Annotated in this window: 11 protein-coding genes and 1 pseudogene; 6 read left to right on the top strand and 6 right to left on the bottom strand. The window is 69.8% G+C overall.

All coding sequences use genetic code 11. The annotated features are described in order from the left end of the window. On the bottom strand, positions 1 to 1,570 hold a 1,570-nt coding region (locus ACZ6TI_RS37360), incomplete at its 3' end, for a hypothetical protein (protein ID WP_465349965.1). A gap of 336 nt (positions 1,571 to 1,906) precedes the next feature. Between ACZ6TI_RS37360 and ACZ6TI_RS37365 the strand changes: the two genes are divergently transcribed. Further along, entirely contained in the window at positions 1,907 to 4,852 is a 2,946-nt protein-coding gene (locus ACZ6TI_RS37365; protein ID WP_465349966.1) for an ATP-binding protein, read from the top strand. Positions 4,853 to 5,229: 377 nt separating this feature from the next. Continuing rightward, complete coding sequence (locus ACZ6TI_RS37370; RefSeq protein ID WP_465349967.1) at positions 5,230 to 5,835, top strand: hypothetical protein; 606 nt, start codon at positions 5,230 to 5,232, stop codon at positions 5,833 to 5,835. A 108-nt stretch (positions 5,836 to 5,943) separates the two neighbouring features. Here ACZ6TI_RS37370 and ACZ6TI_RS37375 read toward each other — a convergent pair whose 3' ends face one another. Continuing rightward, on the bottom strand, positions 5,944 to 8,310 hold the full coding sequence (locus ACZ6TI_RS37375) for an MBL fold metallo-hydrolase (protein WP_465349968.1): 2,367 nt from the start codon (positions 8,308 to 8,310) through the stop codon (positions 5,944 to 5,946). On the opposite strand from ACZ6TI_RS37375, the gene ACZ6TI_RS37380 reads away from it, so the two are divergent. The 4 genes and pseudogenes from ACZ6TI_RS37380 (at position 8,303) to ACZ6TI_RS37395 (ending at position 12,279) form a co-directional block, all read left to right on the top strand. Then, entirely contained in the window at positions 8,303 to 9,184 is an 882-nt protein-coding gene (locus tag ACZ6TI_RS37380; protein WP_465349969.1) for a LysR family transcriptional regulator, read from the top strand. The genes ACZ6TI_RS37375 and ACZ6TI_RS37380 overlap by 8 nt on opposite strands. A 231-nt stretch (positions 9,185 to 9,415) precedes the next feature. Beyond that, positions 9,416 to 9,496 (top strand): annotated as a pseudogene (locus ACZ6TI_RS37385) (twin-arginine translocation signal domain-containing protein); the annotation flags it as partial. Positions 9,497 to 9,628: 132 nt separating this feature from the next. Continuing rightward, a complete protein-coding gene (locus ACZ6TI_RS37390) occupies positions 9,629 to 10,570 on the top strand; it encodes a mannonate dehydratase (RefSeq protein ID WP_465350099.1) in 942 nt (313 codons plus the stop codon). Beyond that, a complete protein-coding gene (locus ACZ6TI_RS37395) occupies positions 10,567 to 12,279 on the top strand; it encodes a CE1 family esterase (RefSeq protein ID WP_465349970.1) in 1,713 nt (570 codons plus the stop codon). The genes ACZ6TI_RS37390 and ACZ6TI_RS37395 overlap by 4 nt, the downstream gene beginning before the upstream one ends. A 59-nt stretch (positions 12,280 to 12,338) precedes the next feature. Here ACZ6TI_RS37395 and ACZ6TI_RS37400 read toward each other — a convergent pair whose 3' ends face one another. The 4 genes from ACZ6TI_RS37400 to ACZ6TI_RS37415 are packed head-to-tail and all read right to left on the bottom strand — an operon-like array spanning position 12,339 to position 17,861. Continuing rightward, complete coding sequence (locus ACZ6TI_RS37400) at positions 12,339 to 14,576, bottom strand: DUF6351 family protein (protein ID WP_465349971.1); 2,238 nt, start codon at positions 14,574 to 14,576, stop codon at positions 12,339 to 12,341. A gap of 50 nt (positions 14,577 to 14,626) precedes the next feature. Next, positions 14,627 to 15,817 carry a phenylacetate--CoA ligase family protein gene (locus ACZ6TI_RS37405; RefSeq protein WP_465349972.1) on the bottom strand — a complete coding sequence of 397 codons (1,191 nt, stop codon included), beginning with the start codon at positions 15,815 to 15,817 and terminating at the stop codon, positions 14,627 to 14,629. Positions 15,818 to 15,827: 10 nt separating this feature from the next. After that, positions 15,828 to 16,673, bottom strand: coding sequence for an ABC transporter ATP-binding protein (locus ACZ6TI_RS37410; protein ID WP_465349973.1), 846 nt, complete (start codon positions 16,671 to 16,673; stop codon positions 15,828 to 15,830). 6 nt (positions 16,674 to 16,679) lie between these two features. Further along, entirely contained in the window at positions 16,680 to 17,861 is a 1,182-nt protein-coding gene (locus ACZ6TI_RS37415) for an ABC transporter substrate-binding protein (protein ID WP_465349974.1), read from the bottom strand. Positions 17,862 to 17,886 lie beyond the last annotated feature (25 nt).

Below are 17,886 nucleotides of genomic sequence, written 5' to 3' on the forward strand. Positions count from 1 at the left end.
CCGTGCTTTTGTTGAGGACCAAAACCGGCGACTCCCCCCGCAAAACCGGGGGGGGGGGGGGGGGGTTGCTGTGGGGGCCGGCGAACAAGACTGTTCCGCCCCCCCCCCCCCCCCCCGGGATCGCATCGATGCGCTGCGGGGTGAAGTCCTGGCCGGTCGAGATCAGGACCGTTCCGTGCTGGTACGGGCCGCAGGAACTCACCAGGTCGTCCCGGCCGTCGCCGTTGTAGTCGAGGACCGTGTCCTGCGAGACGCACCAGTACGGTTCGCCCAGGAAGTTCTGGGACCCAAGGTCAAGGTCGATGACGCTGTACGGGTCCGACCGGTTGCCGGTGGCCACCGCGAGGCGGTACTCCCACGCCCCCGTACATTCGGTGAACGCCGGCGAGCAGGTGTAGTGCGCCTTGGGCGCCGGAAAGACGAGGTCGTCGAGGCCGTCGCCGTTGGCGTCGAGCACGATCGTGCGGCCGACGGCGCCGCTGCCCGTTCCGTTGCCGAAGATGAACGGGACGTCCGGTCCGGTGGTCGAGAGCGGGAATCCGGCGCTGTTGTCGTACCCGAAGGTGGTCGGCGGCTTGCAGACCTCGGTCCCCGCGTCGTCGCCGCACTCGCGCAGTGCGGTGACCCGGCTGACGTCCCGCCGCGGGTCGTACTCCACCCGGTAGCGCCGGACCACTGCGCCGGCGACCACCGTCTCGATCCGGGACAGCCGGCGCCACTCCAGGTCGCGCAGGCCACGGGAGAACGCCGACCAGCCGTCCGGCCTGTTCTCGTAGACGAACCGGACCGCCCGGTCGTGGGCCCGCACCACCTCGCCGGTGGCCGACCGGTGGCCGCCGTAGCGCACCTCGCCGGGCGCGTACCGGGTGCACTCGCTGATCGGGTTCGGCGCCGTGCAGGTGCGGGCGTAGACCACCTCGAGGTAGTTTCCGCTGCGGTCGGCCTGCTCCTTGAGCGCCCACCGGCGGCGTACGCCGTCCAGCGCGCCTACGGCGTCGGCGGCGAAGCCGTACCGCAGGATCCGGCCGTCCTTCGTGTGGACCTCGAAGCCCTCCGGCCCGCCGGCCGCACCGCCCGGCCGCCTCGCCACCACCCGGGAGAACGTGTCCACCTCGGTGCGGTACTCGGAGCCGTCCGCGCCGTACCCGCCCTCGACGACGACGAGCAGTTGCCCGTCGAGGCAGAAGGAGTCCGGCCGGCCGGCCGGATCCTCGATGGGCCGGGCGTATCCGCCGGCCTGGGCGTTGCTCACCGGGCACCGCTCGATCGCCGAGAATCCGGTGATCTCCCAGCCCTCGCCGACCAGCCCGTCGGCGCCACCGGAGATCGCCCCCAGTGCGATGTCCGGCGATAGGCCGGCGATGCCCGGTGGCGCCTCGATGTCAACCGTGTAGCTGGCCTGGCCGCCGTTGGTGACAGCGTAGGAGCCGCCGAGCGTGCCGACCGGCGCGGTCGCCTCCCTCGGCAGCGGGTCGACCGCGCCGGCGGCGACCGTCGCCGCCGCCGCCGCCGGCGCCGGACCGGCCGTCAGGATCGACACCGCGAGGATGGCGACGAGCCCGGGCACCATCGCGCGACGGAGAGTGCGGCCCGCCCGACCGCCGGTCCACTTTGACCTCATGCCATCGGCCCCCTGCGATACGGCCGCGTGCGACACCGACGGCAAGCGGACCGGAAGGCGAGCGTAGGAAGTCACCCCGCCCGTCCACATGCGGGCGCGGCCCCCAAATTCCGTCGACTGGGCGGCAAAGGTTGCGATACATCACATTGACCGTGGTGCCACTCTGACCTCTCGGCCGGCTCGCCCGTTCGTCCTTTTTGGCCGGTTACCTGGCAAGTGCCGCTGTACCGTGCGGCATCCGGGTGCCGCCCTCACGTTTCTGTGCCGCCGTTACGATGCGAGCCGGTGTCGGCACTGCAGGGGATGCGGGGGTTGGGGATGTTCGTCGGGTCGTCGGTGCTCGTCGGACGCCGGACCGAGCTGGACATCCTTGGTGCGGCGGCGCGACGCGCGGGGGCAGGTGCCGGCGGCGCCGTGTTCCTGCTCGGCGAGGCGGGCATCGGCAAGAGCCGGCTTGCCGCCGAGGCCGCCGCCGGGCACGGCCGTGAGGGCGGACGGGTGGTGCGGGGCCGGGCCGACGTCGCGCCGCTGCGGGCCGTCTCCGAGGCAGTGCTCGCGGCGACTCGGTTCGAAGGCATCGACCTGGACCGGCTCGGCGAGTTCGGGCCGGTGCTGTGGCGCCTGGTCACCGGCGCGCGGCCGGCCGGCGCCGCGACGCCTGACCCGCCGCTGGTCCGGGCCGAGGCGGTGCTGCGGCTGCTCGCCACGTGCGGCCGGTCCGGCGGTTGCGTCCTAGCCCTGGACGATCTGCACGAGGCCGACCCGGACACCTTGGCCGTCGTGGACTACCTGGTGGACAACGTCGCCGGTGAGCCGGTCCTCGTGGTCGGCGCGCTGCGACCCGATCCCGGTCCGGCGCTGGACCTCGTCACGGCGGCGGCGACCCGCCGGGCGGCCACAACGGTCGAGCTGCGGCCACTCGACCGGCGGGAGACGGCCACGCTGGTGGCCCATTGTCTGGACGGTGGGGTGCCCGACGACGACGTGGCCGACCGGCTGGACCGGGACGCCGAGGGGATTCCGTTCGTCATCGAGGAACTTGTCGCGGCGATGGTCGACGACGGCAGCCTGGTGCGGGACGGCGACCGGTGGCGGGTCGCCGGTGACCCGCGGACCCGGGTGCCGGTGCCGGTCACGACCGCACTGCTGCACCGGGTCGGCCGGCTCGGACCCGGCGTCACATCGTTCCTCCAGGCGGCCGCGGTGCTCGGCCGAACCTTCTCGTTGTCGGTCGCCTCGGCCACCGCCGGCGTCCCGGAGGCCGAGGCGTTGCGTTGCCTGCGGCTGGCCGCCGAGGCCCGGCTGGTCGGCCCGGATACCCGCGAGGAGCCCGACCGGTACGCCTTCCGGCACGCCCTTACCGCCGACGCGATGCTGGCCCGGCTGCTGCCGGCCGACCGGGCGCGACTCTGCGTGGCCGCGGCGACCGCCGTCGAGGCCGGCGGCGGGGACCACCGGCCCGGAGCCGACCGCGACGACTGGCTGGCCGCCGAACTGTGGGCCGCTGCGGACCGGCCCGGCCAGGCCGCCGCCGGCTACGCTCGGTCCGGTCGACGGGCGGCCGAGCGGGGCGCATTCGCCACCGCGGTGACCTACTTGGAGCGCGGGCTCGCCCTCGCGGATCGGGCGGACCACCCCGAGGTCACCGCCGATTTGCTGGAGGCGCTGACCGGGGCGCTCGTCGCGGCCGGCGAAGCGGCCCGGGTCGCCATGCTCGGGGACCGGCTCGACGCGTTGCTGTCCACACTCGACGCACCGCTGCCGCGGCGGGTGGCGGCCCGGCTGGTCCGCGCCCGGGCGGCGGCCACCGAAGGTTCCTGGGAGCGTGGACTCACCGAGATTGCCGGAGCCCGAGCGCTGGCCGCGATCGAACCGGACGAATTCCACCGGGCCGCGCTGACCGCACCGATCGACGCGGTCGCGGCATACCTGTGCTTCGGCACGCCCCGGCTCGACCGGATCGCGGTCGCTCTGCGGCACGCGACGGCCGCGCTCGCCACCGCCGAGCGGGCGTCGCTGCCGGAGGTGGCCTGCGAGGCCCTGGAAGTGCTGGTCCGGTGCGCCCGGGACACCGATCTGCCGGCCGCCGCCGAGTACGCCCAGCGCCTGCTCGACCTGGCCCGGCGCCACGACCTGCCGTACTGGCGGCTGCGGGCCGCGGTGGAGGTCGCGACGATCGAGAAGGAGCGCAGCAACGACATCGAGCCGCTGCTGGCGATCCGCCGGGAGGCACTCGACGCGGGCGTCGTCATCACCGTGGCGTGGATCGACATCCACCTGTCCGTCGCCCACGTGCTGCGCGGCGACACCGACGAGGCTCAGCGGCACCTCGCCCTGGCAGCCGACGCCGGCCGGCGGCTGCGCCAGCCCGAACTCCAACTCGTCACGTTCAGCGGCGCCGCGGCGATCGCCGCCTGCCGCCCCGACCGAGCAGGCATGGAACGGTTGCTGGCACCGCTGTCCACCCAGGACGTGTACGCCCACGGCGCCGAGACCTGGTGGTACATCCGGGCCGCCTGCTCCTGGCTGGAGGAGGAACCCGAGCGGGCGCTGCGGGAACTCGGCGAAGCAGACGCCGCCGCCGAGGCCGCCGGGCACCTGCGCGGCACCGGCCACCGCTCGGCATACCTGCTGATGCGGGTGGCCCACGACCTCGCCGGGTGGGCCGAGCACGACAAGCTGGCCGGCTCCCACCTGGCGCAGCGGGCCTTTCACCGCAGCTTCCTCGCCTGGAGCAGGGCGATTCTGCACGGGCGGGACGGCCGGCCGGTCGAGGCGGCGGACGCCGTCGCTGAGGCCGTCGCCGCCGGGATCCGCACCCCACTGCACCACCACCTGGCCGCCCGGGTCGCGGCGCCGTGCGCACTCGCCGAGGGCTGGGGTGAGCCGCTGTCCTGGCTGCGCGACGCCGAGGAGTTCTTCCACGGCACCGGGCGGGCCCGCGCCGCGGCCGCCTGCCGCGCGCTGCTGCGCGACGCCGGTGCCGGCGGCCGGCAGCGACGGGCCGGCCACGACACGGTCCCGGTGCAACTGCGCCGGATCGGGGTCACCGTCCGCGAGTACGACGTGCTGCTGCTCGTCGCCGAACGACTCGGCAACATCGAGATCGCGCAACGGCTGTTCCTGTCGCCACGCACCGTGGAACGCCACGTCGCGAGCCTGCGCCAGCGCACCGGCCAGCCCGACCGGGCCCACCTCATCGCATACGCCCAACGGCTACTGGACGCCTGAACCGGGACGGGACAAAGGAGACGCACCCGGCGGCCTCGCATATGGCCGCCACGCCACGCCACGCGACGACGTGAGAGCCTGTGTCCGAGCGCAGGCGTTGCTGCCGGTTCGTCCGTCAGTCGCTCCTCCAGCTCAGTCAGTTCATCGCGGCTGAGGTAGACCCCGGCGAGATTTCAAGCCTCACCGGTCGTCGGGGGACTGGTGCGCCGCCATCCACCAGCGCAGGCCGTGCTGAACGGGCATGCCGCGTAACGACCCTCATCCGGTCGATCATGGACGGAAACTCTGCCGGAAATTGACAGCAATCCGGACGAACAAGCGCAGGTGACAGGCAGACCAACTAGATGAAAGGTCGCCACAACCAAGGAGAACCTGTCATGAACCGTTCCACGTTTCCACGTTTCATCGCCGTCGGTGTGCTGGCCCTCGGGGTGCTTGTCACGGCGGCGCTACCCGCGTCCGCCTCGACCCGCGCTGTAGGCCCGGAGTCCACCGAGCGAGCCGGCCCGGCGCCGGCCGGCACCTCCATGGATGGCCTGGCCGGGTCGACGCTGAGCGTTCGCGGTGCCGGTCCCTACCGAATCGGCGCGAGCCTGCAAGCCCTGCAGGAGGCCGGCCTGATCGACTGGGTCGCCCCGCCGCAGGAGTGTGACGTCGTCTTCACCGGCGTGACCGGAGAATGGTCCGGGGCACTCATCCTGGCCTTCCGGGCAGGCCGGCTGGTGGAGGTCGGCACCGCCACCACCCCGCCCCGGTCTCCGGCCGGCGCATCAGTCGGCATGGGCTGGAGCCAGCTCGAGGACATCTACGGCCACCGCGGCCACCTGATCTCCAACAACGACGGCGAGCAGGCATACCTCGTTCGCATCGGTTCCCGAGTCGAGCTGTACACCGGGCACCCGATCCGCGAGGGCGTCGGCTACTTCCAAGCCGGACCGGCCGACTTCGTCCTCAACAATTTCAGGGGCAAGTCAGTCTGCTGATCACTGCGGGTGCGGTGGGCCACCACGTCCGCCGCGCCCTTCACTGGATCCCGGCGCTCTCAGCCGAGTGCTCGCCCTGCACCCGTTCGCGAGGATTCAGCCGATGGGTCAGGGGCTAATCGGCTCGAAGACCGTTCCGTTCGTTGGAACGACGATCGCGCTCGCGGGCGTGAGGTCCACGCGGTAGGTGCCGCCCGCCTCCACGCCGGCGAGAACGGCCTCCGCCTCTGCTCGGCTGTTGAACCGCTGCGTCCGCAGGATCTCGGGGGCCCCCGGGGTCGAACGGTACGACTCCACCGGTCCGCTTCCCGGCAGGAACCCACGATACGAGTCGAGGACATCGGCGTAGACCTGCACGTAGTAGCCGTGGGGGTCGTGCACGTAGCTGTCCCGTTCGATGACGACGCCGTCCTCGAGTAGAGGGATCCTCGGATTGACATTCATGTGCTTGTCGTACCCGCGGATCACCTTGCCGCCGTCGAGGAGGATGACGGCGGCATCGGCTGCGCCGTTCTCCCGGCCGGGCTTGAATGGCCCGTAGATTTGGATGCTCTGGTAGTTCGGCTGCGAATCGCTTATGGCATGCGTCGCCACCGCGTAGCGCTTCTCGTTGAAGTTGACGAACTCTCCGGTGGTAAGGGCGTCGAGCATGTCCAGCGGGCGTCCACGTTTGGCCGGGTCGTTGTTGTAGGCCTTGAGCGCCTGGTACACCTCGACGATCGGGTACTGATTCGTGTGTGAGGGCGCTACGTACTCGACGTCGACGCGCTGCTGGAGCCAGGACAGGCCGAGCTGGAAGCTCAACCGGCGGAAGCCGTTGGTGGCCGTCACCCGTTCCATGCCGTTGAAGCCGTAGCCGCCCATGAAGCCGAAGGTGATGCGATCGTCGCCGTCCGGGTTGTCGAGGTCGAAGACGTAGGACGTGGTGCCGACGGTGTGTCCCGGAGTCGGCACGGGCATGATCCGGACGTTTCCGAGGTCCATGACCTCGTCGTAGGTGTAGTGGGTGGCGCGTTCCCGCAGGAACGTCTCACTGGCCGGGAGCGCCGGTGGGATGTTCCAGGCGTTCCCGAGTCCGTCGTACCGGATGCCCTCGACGTCTTCGCGCGAGGCGTGCAGCGTTACCTCGCCGCCGGCGTTCTCGATCATGGTGACGAGTTCCCGCGTGGTCCCGTAGTGGTCGAGGTGGGCATGGGAGTGCAGCACGTCGGTGATCCTGCGGGGGTCGAAGCCCATCCGTTCGATGTTCTTCCAGTACTGGTATCCGCTGTTGGGCCAACCGGTGTCGACGAGGATCAGCCGGTCGTCCGACCGGTTCGGGGTGCCCATGTTCGCGTTGAGCAGGTAGAGGGCCACCTCGTTGTCGCCGACGTAGAACAGGGTGCCTTTCACGATCTCGAACGGCTCGGTGCTGCGGGTGTAGGGCGCTTGGCTGACGCCGGTGGCCAGGATGTCGACGTACGGGCGCCCGGACACCGGGTCGACACCCTTGTCCCGGAGCTGGGGGCTCTGTGTGGGGACGTCCCAGACAGGGAGGCCGTCCGCGGTGTCGTGTGGTGTGAAGTAGTAGATGGCCCGCACGTTCGCCGAGTCGGCCTGCCGGTGGTTGCGGTCGAAGACGACGAACGCGGCTTGCCGCTCGGTGGTGGCGTAGTCGTAGTCTTTCGTCACCGGGATCCGGTCGAATGACGAGGGACGCGAGAGCGTCAGATCGGCGGTGTTCACCTCGTAGACCTCGGCGTCGCGGTCGACGCGGTATGTCTCCTCGTACCGCTTGGCGGCCTTCGGCAGCGCCCGACCGGCGATGTCGTGGGTGACTTTCCGCCCGTCGCCGATGGTGATCTGTCCGTTGCGCTTGCCGTAGACCCAGCCGGCGGCGATCAGGTCGCCGGGCCGGCCGTCGCGCGGCGCGAGCTCTGGCCCGTACTTCTTCATGTCGAAGACGGGCGTCCTTCCTTTCGTGAGTACCGTGTGGAAGGTCTGCGACGGGTCCGGCGGGACGAGGACGTCGCCACGGGAGACGCGGTAGTCGACGAGGGTTCCCGGTGCTACAGAGTTCTGGATCGTCTGAGCCGCCGTGTCCGGCACGACTTCGGTGACAGCCCAGGTCCGCTGGCGGCCGCTCAGTACCGGCACGGCCACCTGCGCCCCTCCCGGGCGTGCACGCAGGGCTGGTTCGCCGACCACGAACCCGACCATGACCTTGGCCTTGGCGTCGTGTGAGCGCGGCTCCGCTCGAGCGTTCGGGGGCATGGCGAGAAGAGCTATGGCTAGCACGCCGGCCGCGGCGGCAGCGAGTCGTCGTCTCATGAGATCGCCGTCTGAATTTCCTTCTGGGCGTAACGCGTCATGACTTCGAACTCCGTTTCGACGAGGTGACCGGTACGTTAAGCAGGCAAGGCCATACCGATCCAACACATATTTGGCATCGCCTGATACCTTTTCGGCATCGTCTGCGGAGGCATCGATGTACACCCTCGATCAGCTATGCGGCTTCGTGGCCGTTGCCGAGGAAGGCCACGTCGGCCGGGCCGCCGCCCGGCTACAGATGACCCAGCCGCCGCTGAGCCGCCAGGTGCAGCGGCTCGAGCACACCATCGGCATCGTTCTCTTCGAGCGCACCCCCACCGGCGTGACGCTCACCCCGGCCGGACGCGTGTTCCTCGACGAGGCCCGGCGGGTGCTCAACCTCGCCGCCACCGCTCCCCTGCTCGCCCGCCGCGTGGCGGGCGGCACGGCCGGATCCATCCGGATCGGCTTCACCGCCGTGTCGGCGCTTACCGTGCTCGGGCACTGGATCGCCGTCGCCGCGGAGCATCTACCCGAGGTCGACCTCGTGCTGCACGAGATGGTCACCCACGCCCAGCTCGACGCCATCCTGGCCGGCGAGATCGAGGTCGGGCTGGTGCGCCAGGTCCCCCGGTCCGAGGTGCTCGCCTCCCGGCTGGTCCACACCGACTCGCTCGTCCTGGCCGCTCCCCGCGGTCACCCGCTCACCACCCTCGACCGTCCACCCCGCCTCGCCGACCTCGCCGAGCACGATGTGGTGACCTACTCACCGTCCGAGGCGTGGTATTTCTACGAGCTGGTCGTCGCGGCCTTCCACCAGGCCCGAGTGACGCCCCGCTACGTGCAGCACATCAGCCAGGTCCACACCGTGCTGGCCGTCGTGAACGCCGGCCTGGGCGTAGCCCTCGTGCCGCGCTCGGCCTCGGCCCTTCGGCTGGAGAACCTCACGTTCCTCGACGTCGCGGACATCGAGGAAGACACCGTCACCCTGCACTGCGTCTGGCGGACCACCAACGAGAACCCAGCGCTGGCTGCCCTCCTGGCCCGGGTCGCGGCGTAGACGGCCAGATGCCGAAAAGGTATCGGACGATGCCAAAACTGTGTTTGATCAGCATGGCAAGCGGTGCTTAACGTACCTGTCACCAATCGAAACGACGTCCGGACGTGTTACCGCGTTGTCCTCGCCCAGCAGGGGACGACGGCAGATCCGGGCCAAGCCTCCTAACGCATCGCCCTGCTCCGAGGGCGCGCCCGCACGTCCAAATGATCCCGCTTCCCACAGGAGGGTCCCATGGGCCAGTCGATCGATCGCAGAGCGTTCATCCAACGGAGCGGGGCGGCCGCAGCCGTCGCGGGGGCCGGAGTACTCCTGGGAAGTCCCGCATCGCCGGCGGAAGCCTCAGGCGGCGAACGGCATCGACCACACCGCAAGCTCAAGATGTATGTCGGTACCCAGCGCAGAGCGACGACCGCGGCGGTACTGCAGGAGTTCACCAGACACGGCGTGACCCACTGGGTGGGCTACCCGCCCACGCCCCCGCTCGCCGAGGGCCGCGGCTACTGGCTACCGTCCGAGGTCGAACAGACCCGCGAGTTCGCCGAGCAGAACGGTGTCACCCTGGACATGGTGGCCCTGCCGTTCCTCACCTCGTCACACATCGACCGCGACGCCCGACCGGCGATCATGCTCGGCAGAAGTCCCCAGCGCGACCGGGACATCGACGACATCCACAAGATGATCGAGGCCTGCGCGATCGCCGGCGTACCCGGCTTCAAATACAACATGAGCCTGCTCGGCGTGCTGCGCACCGGCGAGGTGCCCGGCCGCGGCGGCTCGGTGTACGGACAGTTCCGCGCCGCCGACCTGCCCCGCGATGAGCCGCTGACCCGCGCCGGCGTCGTGGACGCGGACACCTTCTGGGAACGCATCGACTACTTCGTCCAGCGTGTGATACCCGTGGCCCACCAGTTCAAGGTGCGCGCGGCCTGCCACCCACAAGATCCGGGCACCCCGCCCGGCGGCTACCGCGGCATCACCAACGTCCTGAGCGTCCCCGGCGGCAAGGGCCTGTTCACATTCCTGTCCCTGCACAAGAGCCCCTACCACGGGCTCAACCTCTGCGTCGGCACGCTCGCCGAGATGCTGTGGGACCCACAGCGCGAGATCTACGACATCGTGCGGCGACTGGCCCGCACAAAGCGCGTGTTCAACATCCATCTGCGAAACATCATCGGACGGCGCAACGACTTCTTGGAGGTCTGGCCAGACGAGGGCGACATCGACCACGCCCGGATCATCCGTATCCTGGCCGAGGAGGACTACTCCTACAACGTCGACCCGGACCACGTTCCCGACCACCCTGACGACCCGGGCGGCAAGCAGGCCTACGCGCACGGCTACGGCTACCTGCGCGCCTTGATGCAGGCCGTCGAGGCGTCCCGATGAACCGACGACGCGCAGCCGCGGTTGCCATTGCCTGTCTAGCCGGATTCACCGTCGCGGCGCCCGCGCCTGGGTACGCGCATCCCGCCGAGCCGGTACTGCAGCCGCTGCTGGAAGAGACGCTGGTGGTCGACGGCGTGACCCGGCAGTACGCCCTGTACGTCCCCAGCGACCAACCCGCATACCGGGTCGCGGACCCCAAGAACAACCCGATCGTGGTGATCCTGCACGCCGACGGCGAGACCGCACACGATCACGCGCTCCGTACACAGTGGACCAGAGTGGCCGAGGAAGAAGGCTTCATCGCCGCCTTTCCCAGCGCGCTGAACGGCTCCTGGAATACCCACCTGGACCCAGGCCGGACCGACGACATCGGCTTCGTCACCGCCGTCACCGACGCGGTCCGCGGCGCCCACCAAGGCAGCGCGGTCAACACGTACCTGGTCGGCGAAGGTGCGGGAGCCGCGGTCGCCAACGAGGTCGCCGCGATCAACTCGCCCCGGTACGTCGCCGTCGCCGGCCTCACCGGTGGCGCGCCAGCCGACTTCTACCAGACCGCGAGCGCACGGCTGCGGACCACCACGATGGCGAGCTGGACGTTCATCACTGGCCGCCGGCCCACCGCCGACGAGCACCGGCAGGTCGAATACTGGAAGCGCGCCAACGGCGTCAGCACCCGAGCCCGGCACGAGGGCGGACACGCCTTCGACACCACCGTCTACCGCAACCCCACCAACCCCCTGGCCCAGGTCCGCGTCTCCCATCTGCGCCGCCCGTCCACCCTGGGCGGCATCAGCGTGGCCCGGGCGATCTGGCGTGAGATGTTCCACCCCACCCTGCGCTTCACCGACCAGGACTCCGTCAACGGACACCTCGTGCCGTTCCGGACAGCCAAGCAGATGCGGCTCACCGAATACACCGCCACGCTCGCCGGCCAGACCCGCCGCTGGCTGGTGTACCTGCCCAGCAACTACCGCAAGCTGACCGCGCACGGCCGAACCATGCCCCTGGTCCTGGCCTTCCACGGCCGCAACGGATCCGGCCGCTACATGGCCCAGCAGACCGGATGGCACGAGGTCGCCGAAGCACGCGGCTTCATCGTCGTATACCCCCAAGCCGAACCGGCGACCGGAGCCAACATCGGCTTCAGCGGCGCCATCGACGCCGCCAACGCCGACGTGGCCGCAACCCTCAGCATCCTCACCGACGTCACCACCCGGTTCGCCGTGGACACCACCCGCGTCATCGTCACCGGCGTCTCTCAAGGCGCGGCATTCACCAACCGCCTCGCCGTGCAGTACCCCCACCTGTTCGCCGCCATAGCACCCTGCTACTCCGGACACCTCAGCGCCGCCAGCTACACCAACCCCATCGTGCGCACCGACGTACCCCTGCCGGTATGGCAGTGCCGCGGCGTGAACGAGGTCCCCACCGACTACCCCGGCGGCACCGCCGGCGAGGCCGCAGCCAGACTCTTCTGGCGAGAAACCGTCAACAAGAACGCCGGACCACCCACCGTCGAAGTCGACGGCCGGTACACCACCGACATCTACCACGACGGCGTCGCCGAGTACCGCTGGACCGTCAACGGCGACATCGGCCACTTCTGGCCCACGAACCTCGGCTACAAGCTCTGGGACGACTTCCTATCCCACTACCGTCGTCTGCCCGACGGTGCCCTGTCGGGACCACATCGACCTGAGCGCCGATGATCCGCAGTCGATGGTCGGGAGTGCTGCCCCGGCGGACGGCACTCCCGGCCATCGACAGGCTATGGGCTGGACGTCGGGGCGGGTCCGAGTGGCCGGCCGCCTGGTCCGTGCGCGTAGGTCAGCCACGGCACCGACGGCACCCGGTCGACGGCTGGGTGGCGGTAGTTGCACACACCGTGGGGGAAGGCCGCTTTGAGCCGGGTCCACTGCTCGGGGGTGAAGGCGACGCCGTAGGCCCGCGGGTTGGGCGGCGTCAGCTCGCATTTGAGGACGTCGTTGGACATTGGTGCGCCGGCCGCGATGCGGGGGTCGGCGTAGTGGGGGAACGTCGCCCGGCACACTGTCAGGTCGGTCACCTTGATCCCGCCGATGAAACACGCGTCGACCGCGTCCGCCGGTTTGTGTCGCAGGATCTTTGCGCTGCGCGGGGCGGCACTGCGATCCGCCTCGACGGCGGTCAGCCACTGGTCCATCAGCAGGAAGGCTTCGTCGGCGATGGGGGCAGGCGGGGCGAGGCCCGGTCCTGGGAAGGTCCAGATGATTTGGTTGTTCGCGTGGCCGTTCGCGTTGCGTAGCCGCTCCCGCAGTGTGTAGCTGTGGAACGGGGCGTGGATGTCGTTGAGGTTGTTGTTGGCCCGCAGGTCGATGATTGCCACGTTGTCCAGCTGCCGGGCATCCTGTGTCACGCTGCTGCGGTAAGCGGCTTGGACGGCGCCGGGGTCGGCCGTGCTGCGCGTTGCCGTGAAGTTGTGGTCGATGTCGACCCCGCCGACGTTCTGGTTCAGGTCGACGAACTGTTCGGGCGTGATCGTCCCGGCTCGCAACGCGGTCAGCCCGTACTGCACGCCGACGTTGTCGAAGGGCAGTTTGGCGAAGCCGAATCCGGCGGCCCGCTCGGCGCGAGTCCACAGGTGCCTGGGCCGTTGGCCGAAGACGGCGACCGAGAAGTCCTGGAAGGTGCTCCGGCAGCCGGCCGGGTTGGTCACGGCGTGGTAGATCTGCGCCTGCTGGTCTGGTGTCGGAGCGGGGAAACAGGATTGGGCGAACGCCTCGGGTGGGGCGTTCCGGCTGAAGGCGGGATTCTGGAAGTCGCCGAACAACCCTTCCCATGCCTCACAAACGGTCCGGTCCGTCGCGGTGATCGGGGCCGCGTTGCCCTGCACCGCGGCCCGGTCGGCCCGGTCGGCCCAGAGGGCCGGCGACGCCGTGTTGAACGCGCGCAACAGGAGATGGCAGTCGTCGACCTCGGCTACAGCGCCCGACCACATGTCCTCGTAGCTGGCGTTCGGCTGGATTCCGTCCAGCAGGCCGGGGTACGCGTTGGCGATTTCGTGCTGCTGGATCGATCCGCCGGACAGTCCCTGGGCGAAGGTGTACCGGATCTCGCCGTACCGCTCGGTGATGCGTTCCTTGACCATCATCACCGACTCGGCGGACACGATCGAGTTGCAGTTGCTGCCCAGCACGTTCAACGACGATGTGGCAACCATGAAGCCGCGGGACAGGGCCTGGTCGATCTGCACGTTCTGCGCGGTGCCCTGGGTGTGGAAGGTGTTGCAGTTCGCTCCGAAGGGATAGAAGAGCTTGTGGTTCCAGCCCGGTTGGGCGTCCCAGGCCGTCCACGGTCGCAGTGGGTCGAACAGGACCGCGATCCGGTAGATGCCACGGTTCTGCGTTCCGGTCTCCTGACGGATGACGTACGGGACGGTGACGCCGCGGTCGGTGGTCGTCGTCGCGACGTCTGCCGCAGGGTTGGCGGGGTCGTAGGGGGCGAATCCGCCGCTGGTGCGGCGGTAGAAGAACTGGTGGGTCGGTGCGGCGTTGCATTGGGCGTCCTGTGCCACCCCGAGGCCGTTGTCCTGTGTCGTGCATACCCAGGGCGCGACCTGCGACCCCGAGAAGACAGGGCCGCCGTTCGGGTGGTTGGTGAGCGTGATCCGCGCGGTTGCGGGCCGGTGGCGGGGCCCGCCGGCCGTCGCGGACAGCAGGCTCCGGCCGATCGGGAGCCCGTCGAGTAGTCCGAGCATGCGGCCGTCCGCGCGCACTGCGAATGCGCCGCTCACGTCGCGTGTACCGCGACTGGTTGCGAGGACCGCCCGCAGGCGGGCCGGGTCCGCACCGGGCGGGAGTACCACCTCGACCAGCGCGTCGCCGCCGGAGAGCAGATCGGCCCGGTTGGAGAGAGTGAGGATCTTCAGGTGGCTCGGTCCGAGGTGGTCCGCCGCCAGGGCGGATGTGGGGGTGAGGGTGAGTGCGGCGGCCGCGACCGCGGCCGCGACCGTGCTGATCGGTCTCATCGGACTCCTCCGTCGAGTAGTCGTCTCGGGGTGCCTCGTCGGTGCGGGGTTCAGGACCAGGTGCGCTGGTCGTGAATGGTGGGACCGTCGGGTAGCGCCGGCACGCACACGATGTCGGCCGACAGCCGTAGGTGGGCGCGGATGAGATCGTGTACCCGGTCGGGTAGCTGCGGGTCGGCATGGGGTGCGGGGACGATTTCGCAGCGCAGGGTGTCGCGGTGGTCCATCCGATCGATGACGAACCGGTGCGCGGTGACGTCGGGTTCGCGGGCCAGGGTCGCGGCGGCCTGTCGTGGGTGCAGGAATACGCCGCGGACCTTGACTGCTTCGCCTATCCGGCCGAGGACACCAGCCAGCCGCAGCGTGCCTCCAGCGCCGAGGGTCCAGGCGGACAGGTCGCCGGTGCCGAACCGGACGAGGGGTTGGTCGGGTCGCAGCAGGGTGACGACGACGTGACCGACGCCGTCGTCGACGCGGGGTTGCTCGGTGCTCAGATCGCATACCTGGACCAGTACGCCGGCCGGGATCGCCAGACCGGAGCCCGATCCGGTCTCGTAGCCGAGCAGGCCCGCCTCGGCGGTGCCGTACGCCTGGCGGACGGTCGGGACGTGTCCGGTCAGCCACGCCCGCAGCGAGTCGGGTAACGGCTCGGCGGTGACGACGGCGCGGCGTACGGGAAACGGCAGTTCCAGCGAGCCGGCCGTCTCGATCAGCGCCTTGAGGTAGGAGGGCAGGCCGACGTAGGCGCTGGCGCTGACCGCCGCGGCGAGCTGGACCTGCAACTGCTGGTTGCCGATGCCCGCCGGGACGACGATGGCGCCGACCGCGACGCCACCCTCCTCGAACATCGCCCCGGCCGGCGACAGGTGGTAACTGAAGCAGTTGAGCATGGTATCGCCGGCGCCGATGCCGGCCGCACGGAGTGCCTCAGCCCAGCGCCACGGATCGGACCCGGCGAGTTGGGGTTCGTAGAGCGGTCCGGGTGAGGCGAACACCTTGCGTACCACCGCGTCCGGCGCCACGGTGCCGCCGAAGGGTGGGCTGGCGCGCTGGGCGGCGATCAGGTCGTCCTTGGTGAACACGGGGATCCGGTCGAGGTCGGCCGCCGAGGTCACCTCGTGCACGCCGGCCGCGGCGAGGCGGGCGGCGAACGCCGGTACCCGGTCCGCCGCATGCCGTACGACGGCCACGACGGCGGCGTCCAAGCCGCTGGTGTAGGCGCGGATCCGGTCAGCCAGCACGGAAAACCTCCTACAACCAGCGCTTGCGGCGGGTGTAGTGCTTGACGTCGCGGTAGCTGCGGCGCCCCCCGGCTTCGCCGAGGCCCAGGTAGAACTCCTTGACGTCCGGGTTGTCGGCCAGTTCGGCGGCGGTGCCGGAAAGGACGATGCGGCCGGTCTCCATGACGTAGCCCCGGTGTGCGATCGCCAGCGCGCGCCGGGCGTTCTGCTCGACGAGCAGGGCGGTGAGGCCGAGTTCGGTGTTCAGCCGGGCGACGATGGCGAACACCTCGTCGACGAGGCGTGGGGCCAGACCGAGTGATGGTTCGTCGAGCATCAGCAGGCGCGGATTGGACATCAGTGCCCGGCCGATGGCCAACTGCTGCTGCTCGCCGCCGGACAGGTAGCCGGCGACCCGGCCGCGTAGCTGCGCCAGCCTGGGCAGGAATCCGTACACCCGGTCGAAGTCGGCCCGGCTGCCGCGGGTGTAGCCGCCGGCGATCAGGTTCTCGTTCACGGTTAGGTGTTCGAACACCCGCCGGCCCTCCATGACCAGCGCGACGCCGCGGCGAACCCGGTCCGCCGCGTCCGCGCGAGTCAGGTCCGTACCGTCGAAGCCGATCGTGCCGTCGGTGACCGCACCGTGTTCGGTGGGCAGCAGTCCGGCAATCGCCTTGAGGGCGGTCGACTTGCCAGCACCGTTGGAGCCGAGCAGGGCAACGATCTCGCCCGCCGGGACGTCCAGCGACAGCCCGCGCAGGACCAGGATGACCTCGTCGTAGATCACCTCGACGTTCTGGACCGCAAGCAGCGCGCCGGTCACCCCCCACGCGCCGGATGCACGCGGGAGGACCGGAACCGTGTCGGCTTCGGTCATAGCCGGTCAGGCCTTCGGTGCCACGTTGGCGACCACTTCGGTGAACTTGCCGCCCGAGACCTGGTACAGGCTCGACGCGGTCGCGCCGCGGTGGCTGTCGGCGGTGAACTTGATCGGGCCGATGACTCCGCCGGTGTCCAAGGCGGGCATGGTCTCCAACGCGGTGCGGATGTTGGGGCCGGTGAGTTCCTTGCCGTCGGCGAGTGCCTTCTCGATGCCCTTGACCATCGCGTGCATGGTGTACCAGCCCTGCACGAAGTGCAGGCCCTTGGCGTCGAGGTCGATGCCCTTGGTCTGGCAGTAGTCGCGGATCGGCTGGTGCCCGGATTTCGCCACGCCGGGCGGTGCGAACGGCTGCAGCATCAGGTGGTTCTCGGCCGCGGGTCCGGCGACCTTGATGAACAGCTCGTCGGAGCACCAGTTCAGACAGACGATCTTCATGTCGAGTTTCTGGGCTGCGATGTCCTTGGCCACGACAGCGGCGGGGCTGGACACGTTCTGGATCACCACGTACTTGACGCCCTGCGCCTTGGCCTGTTGCAGGATGCCGACGTGGTCGGTGGCGCCGGCCTTCATCGGGTACGGCTTGAAGCCGAGCTGGTATCCCTTGTCTTTGATCCACTTCTCGCCGTCGGCGAGCGGGGCGGTGCCGAACGGTGAATCGTGGTGGAACATCGCGACCTGTGCTGATGGGTCCTGGCCGGCCAGGTAGTCGAGCACCACGCGCAACTGGTCGGAGTAGGTCGGTGCGACCACGAAGTTGTACGGCGACTGCTTCGGGTCGGTGAGGACCTCGGCGTACGACGCCGACATGAACGGCAGTTCATCATCCTTGACTTTGGACCGGAGCGCCTCGGAGTCACCGGTCCCCCAGCCCATGATCGCGGCCGCACCCTCGGCGACGAATTTCTTGTACTTCTCCTCGGCGACGGGCACCTTGTAGGCGTAGTCCTCGCTGAGCGCCTTGATCTTGTGGCCGTCGACCCCGCCCTTGGCGTTGACGTCGTCGATGTAGGCGAGCATGCCTTCGTTAGTGGGCTTGCCGACGTCAGCGGTGGCACCGGTGAGGTCGGCGATCAGCCCGATGACGATGTCCTTCTTGTCATCGGCGCCGTTGCCACCGCCACCGGGGCCGCCGCAGCCGGCGGCCAGCGCCAGTATCGCCGCGGCACATATGAGTTTTCGCATCGGACCTCCTTTGACGGTCTCTTCC

Source organism: Actinoplanes sp. NPDC051388, from assembly GCF_055586225.1.

Coding starts and splice junctions, on each gene's coding strand:
- ACZ6TI_RS37400 (WP_465349971.1), bottom strand. CDS start 14,576: ATGAGACCGATCAGCACGGTCGCGGCCGCGGTCGCGGCCGCCGCACTC.
- ACZ6TI_RS37370 (WP_465349967.1), top strand. CDS start 5,230: ATGAACCGTTCCACGTTTCCACGTTTCATCGCCGTCGGTGTGCTGGCC.
- ACZ6TI_RS37395 (WP_465349970.1), top strand. CDS start 10,567: ATGAACCGACGACGCGCAGCCGCGGTTGCCATTGCCTGTCTAGCCGGA.
- ACZ6TI_RS37380 (WP_465349969.1), top strand. CDS start 8,303: ATGTACACCCTCGATCAGCTATGCGGCTTCGTGGCCGTTGCCGAGGAA.
- ACZ6TI_RS37415 (WP_465349974.1), bottom strand. CDS start 17,861: ATGCGAAAACTCATATGTGCCGCGGCGATACTGGCGCTGGCCGCCGGC.
- ACZ6TI_RS37410 (WP_465349973.1), bottom strand. CDS start 16,673: ATGACCGAAGCCGACACGGTTCCGGTCCTCCCGCGTGCATCCGGCGCG.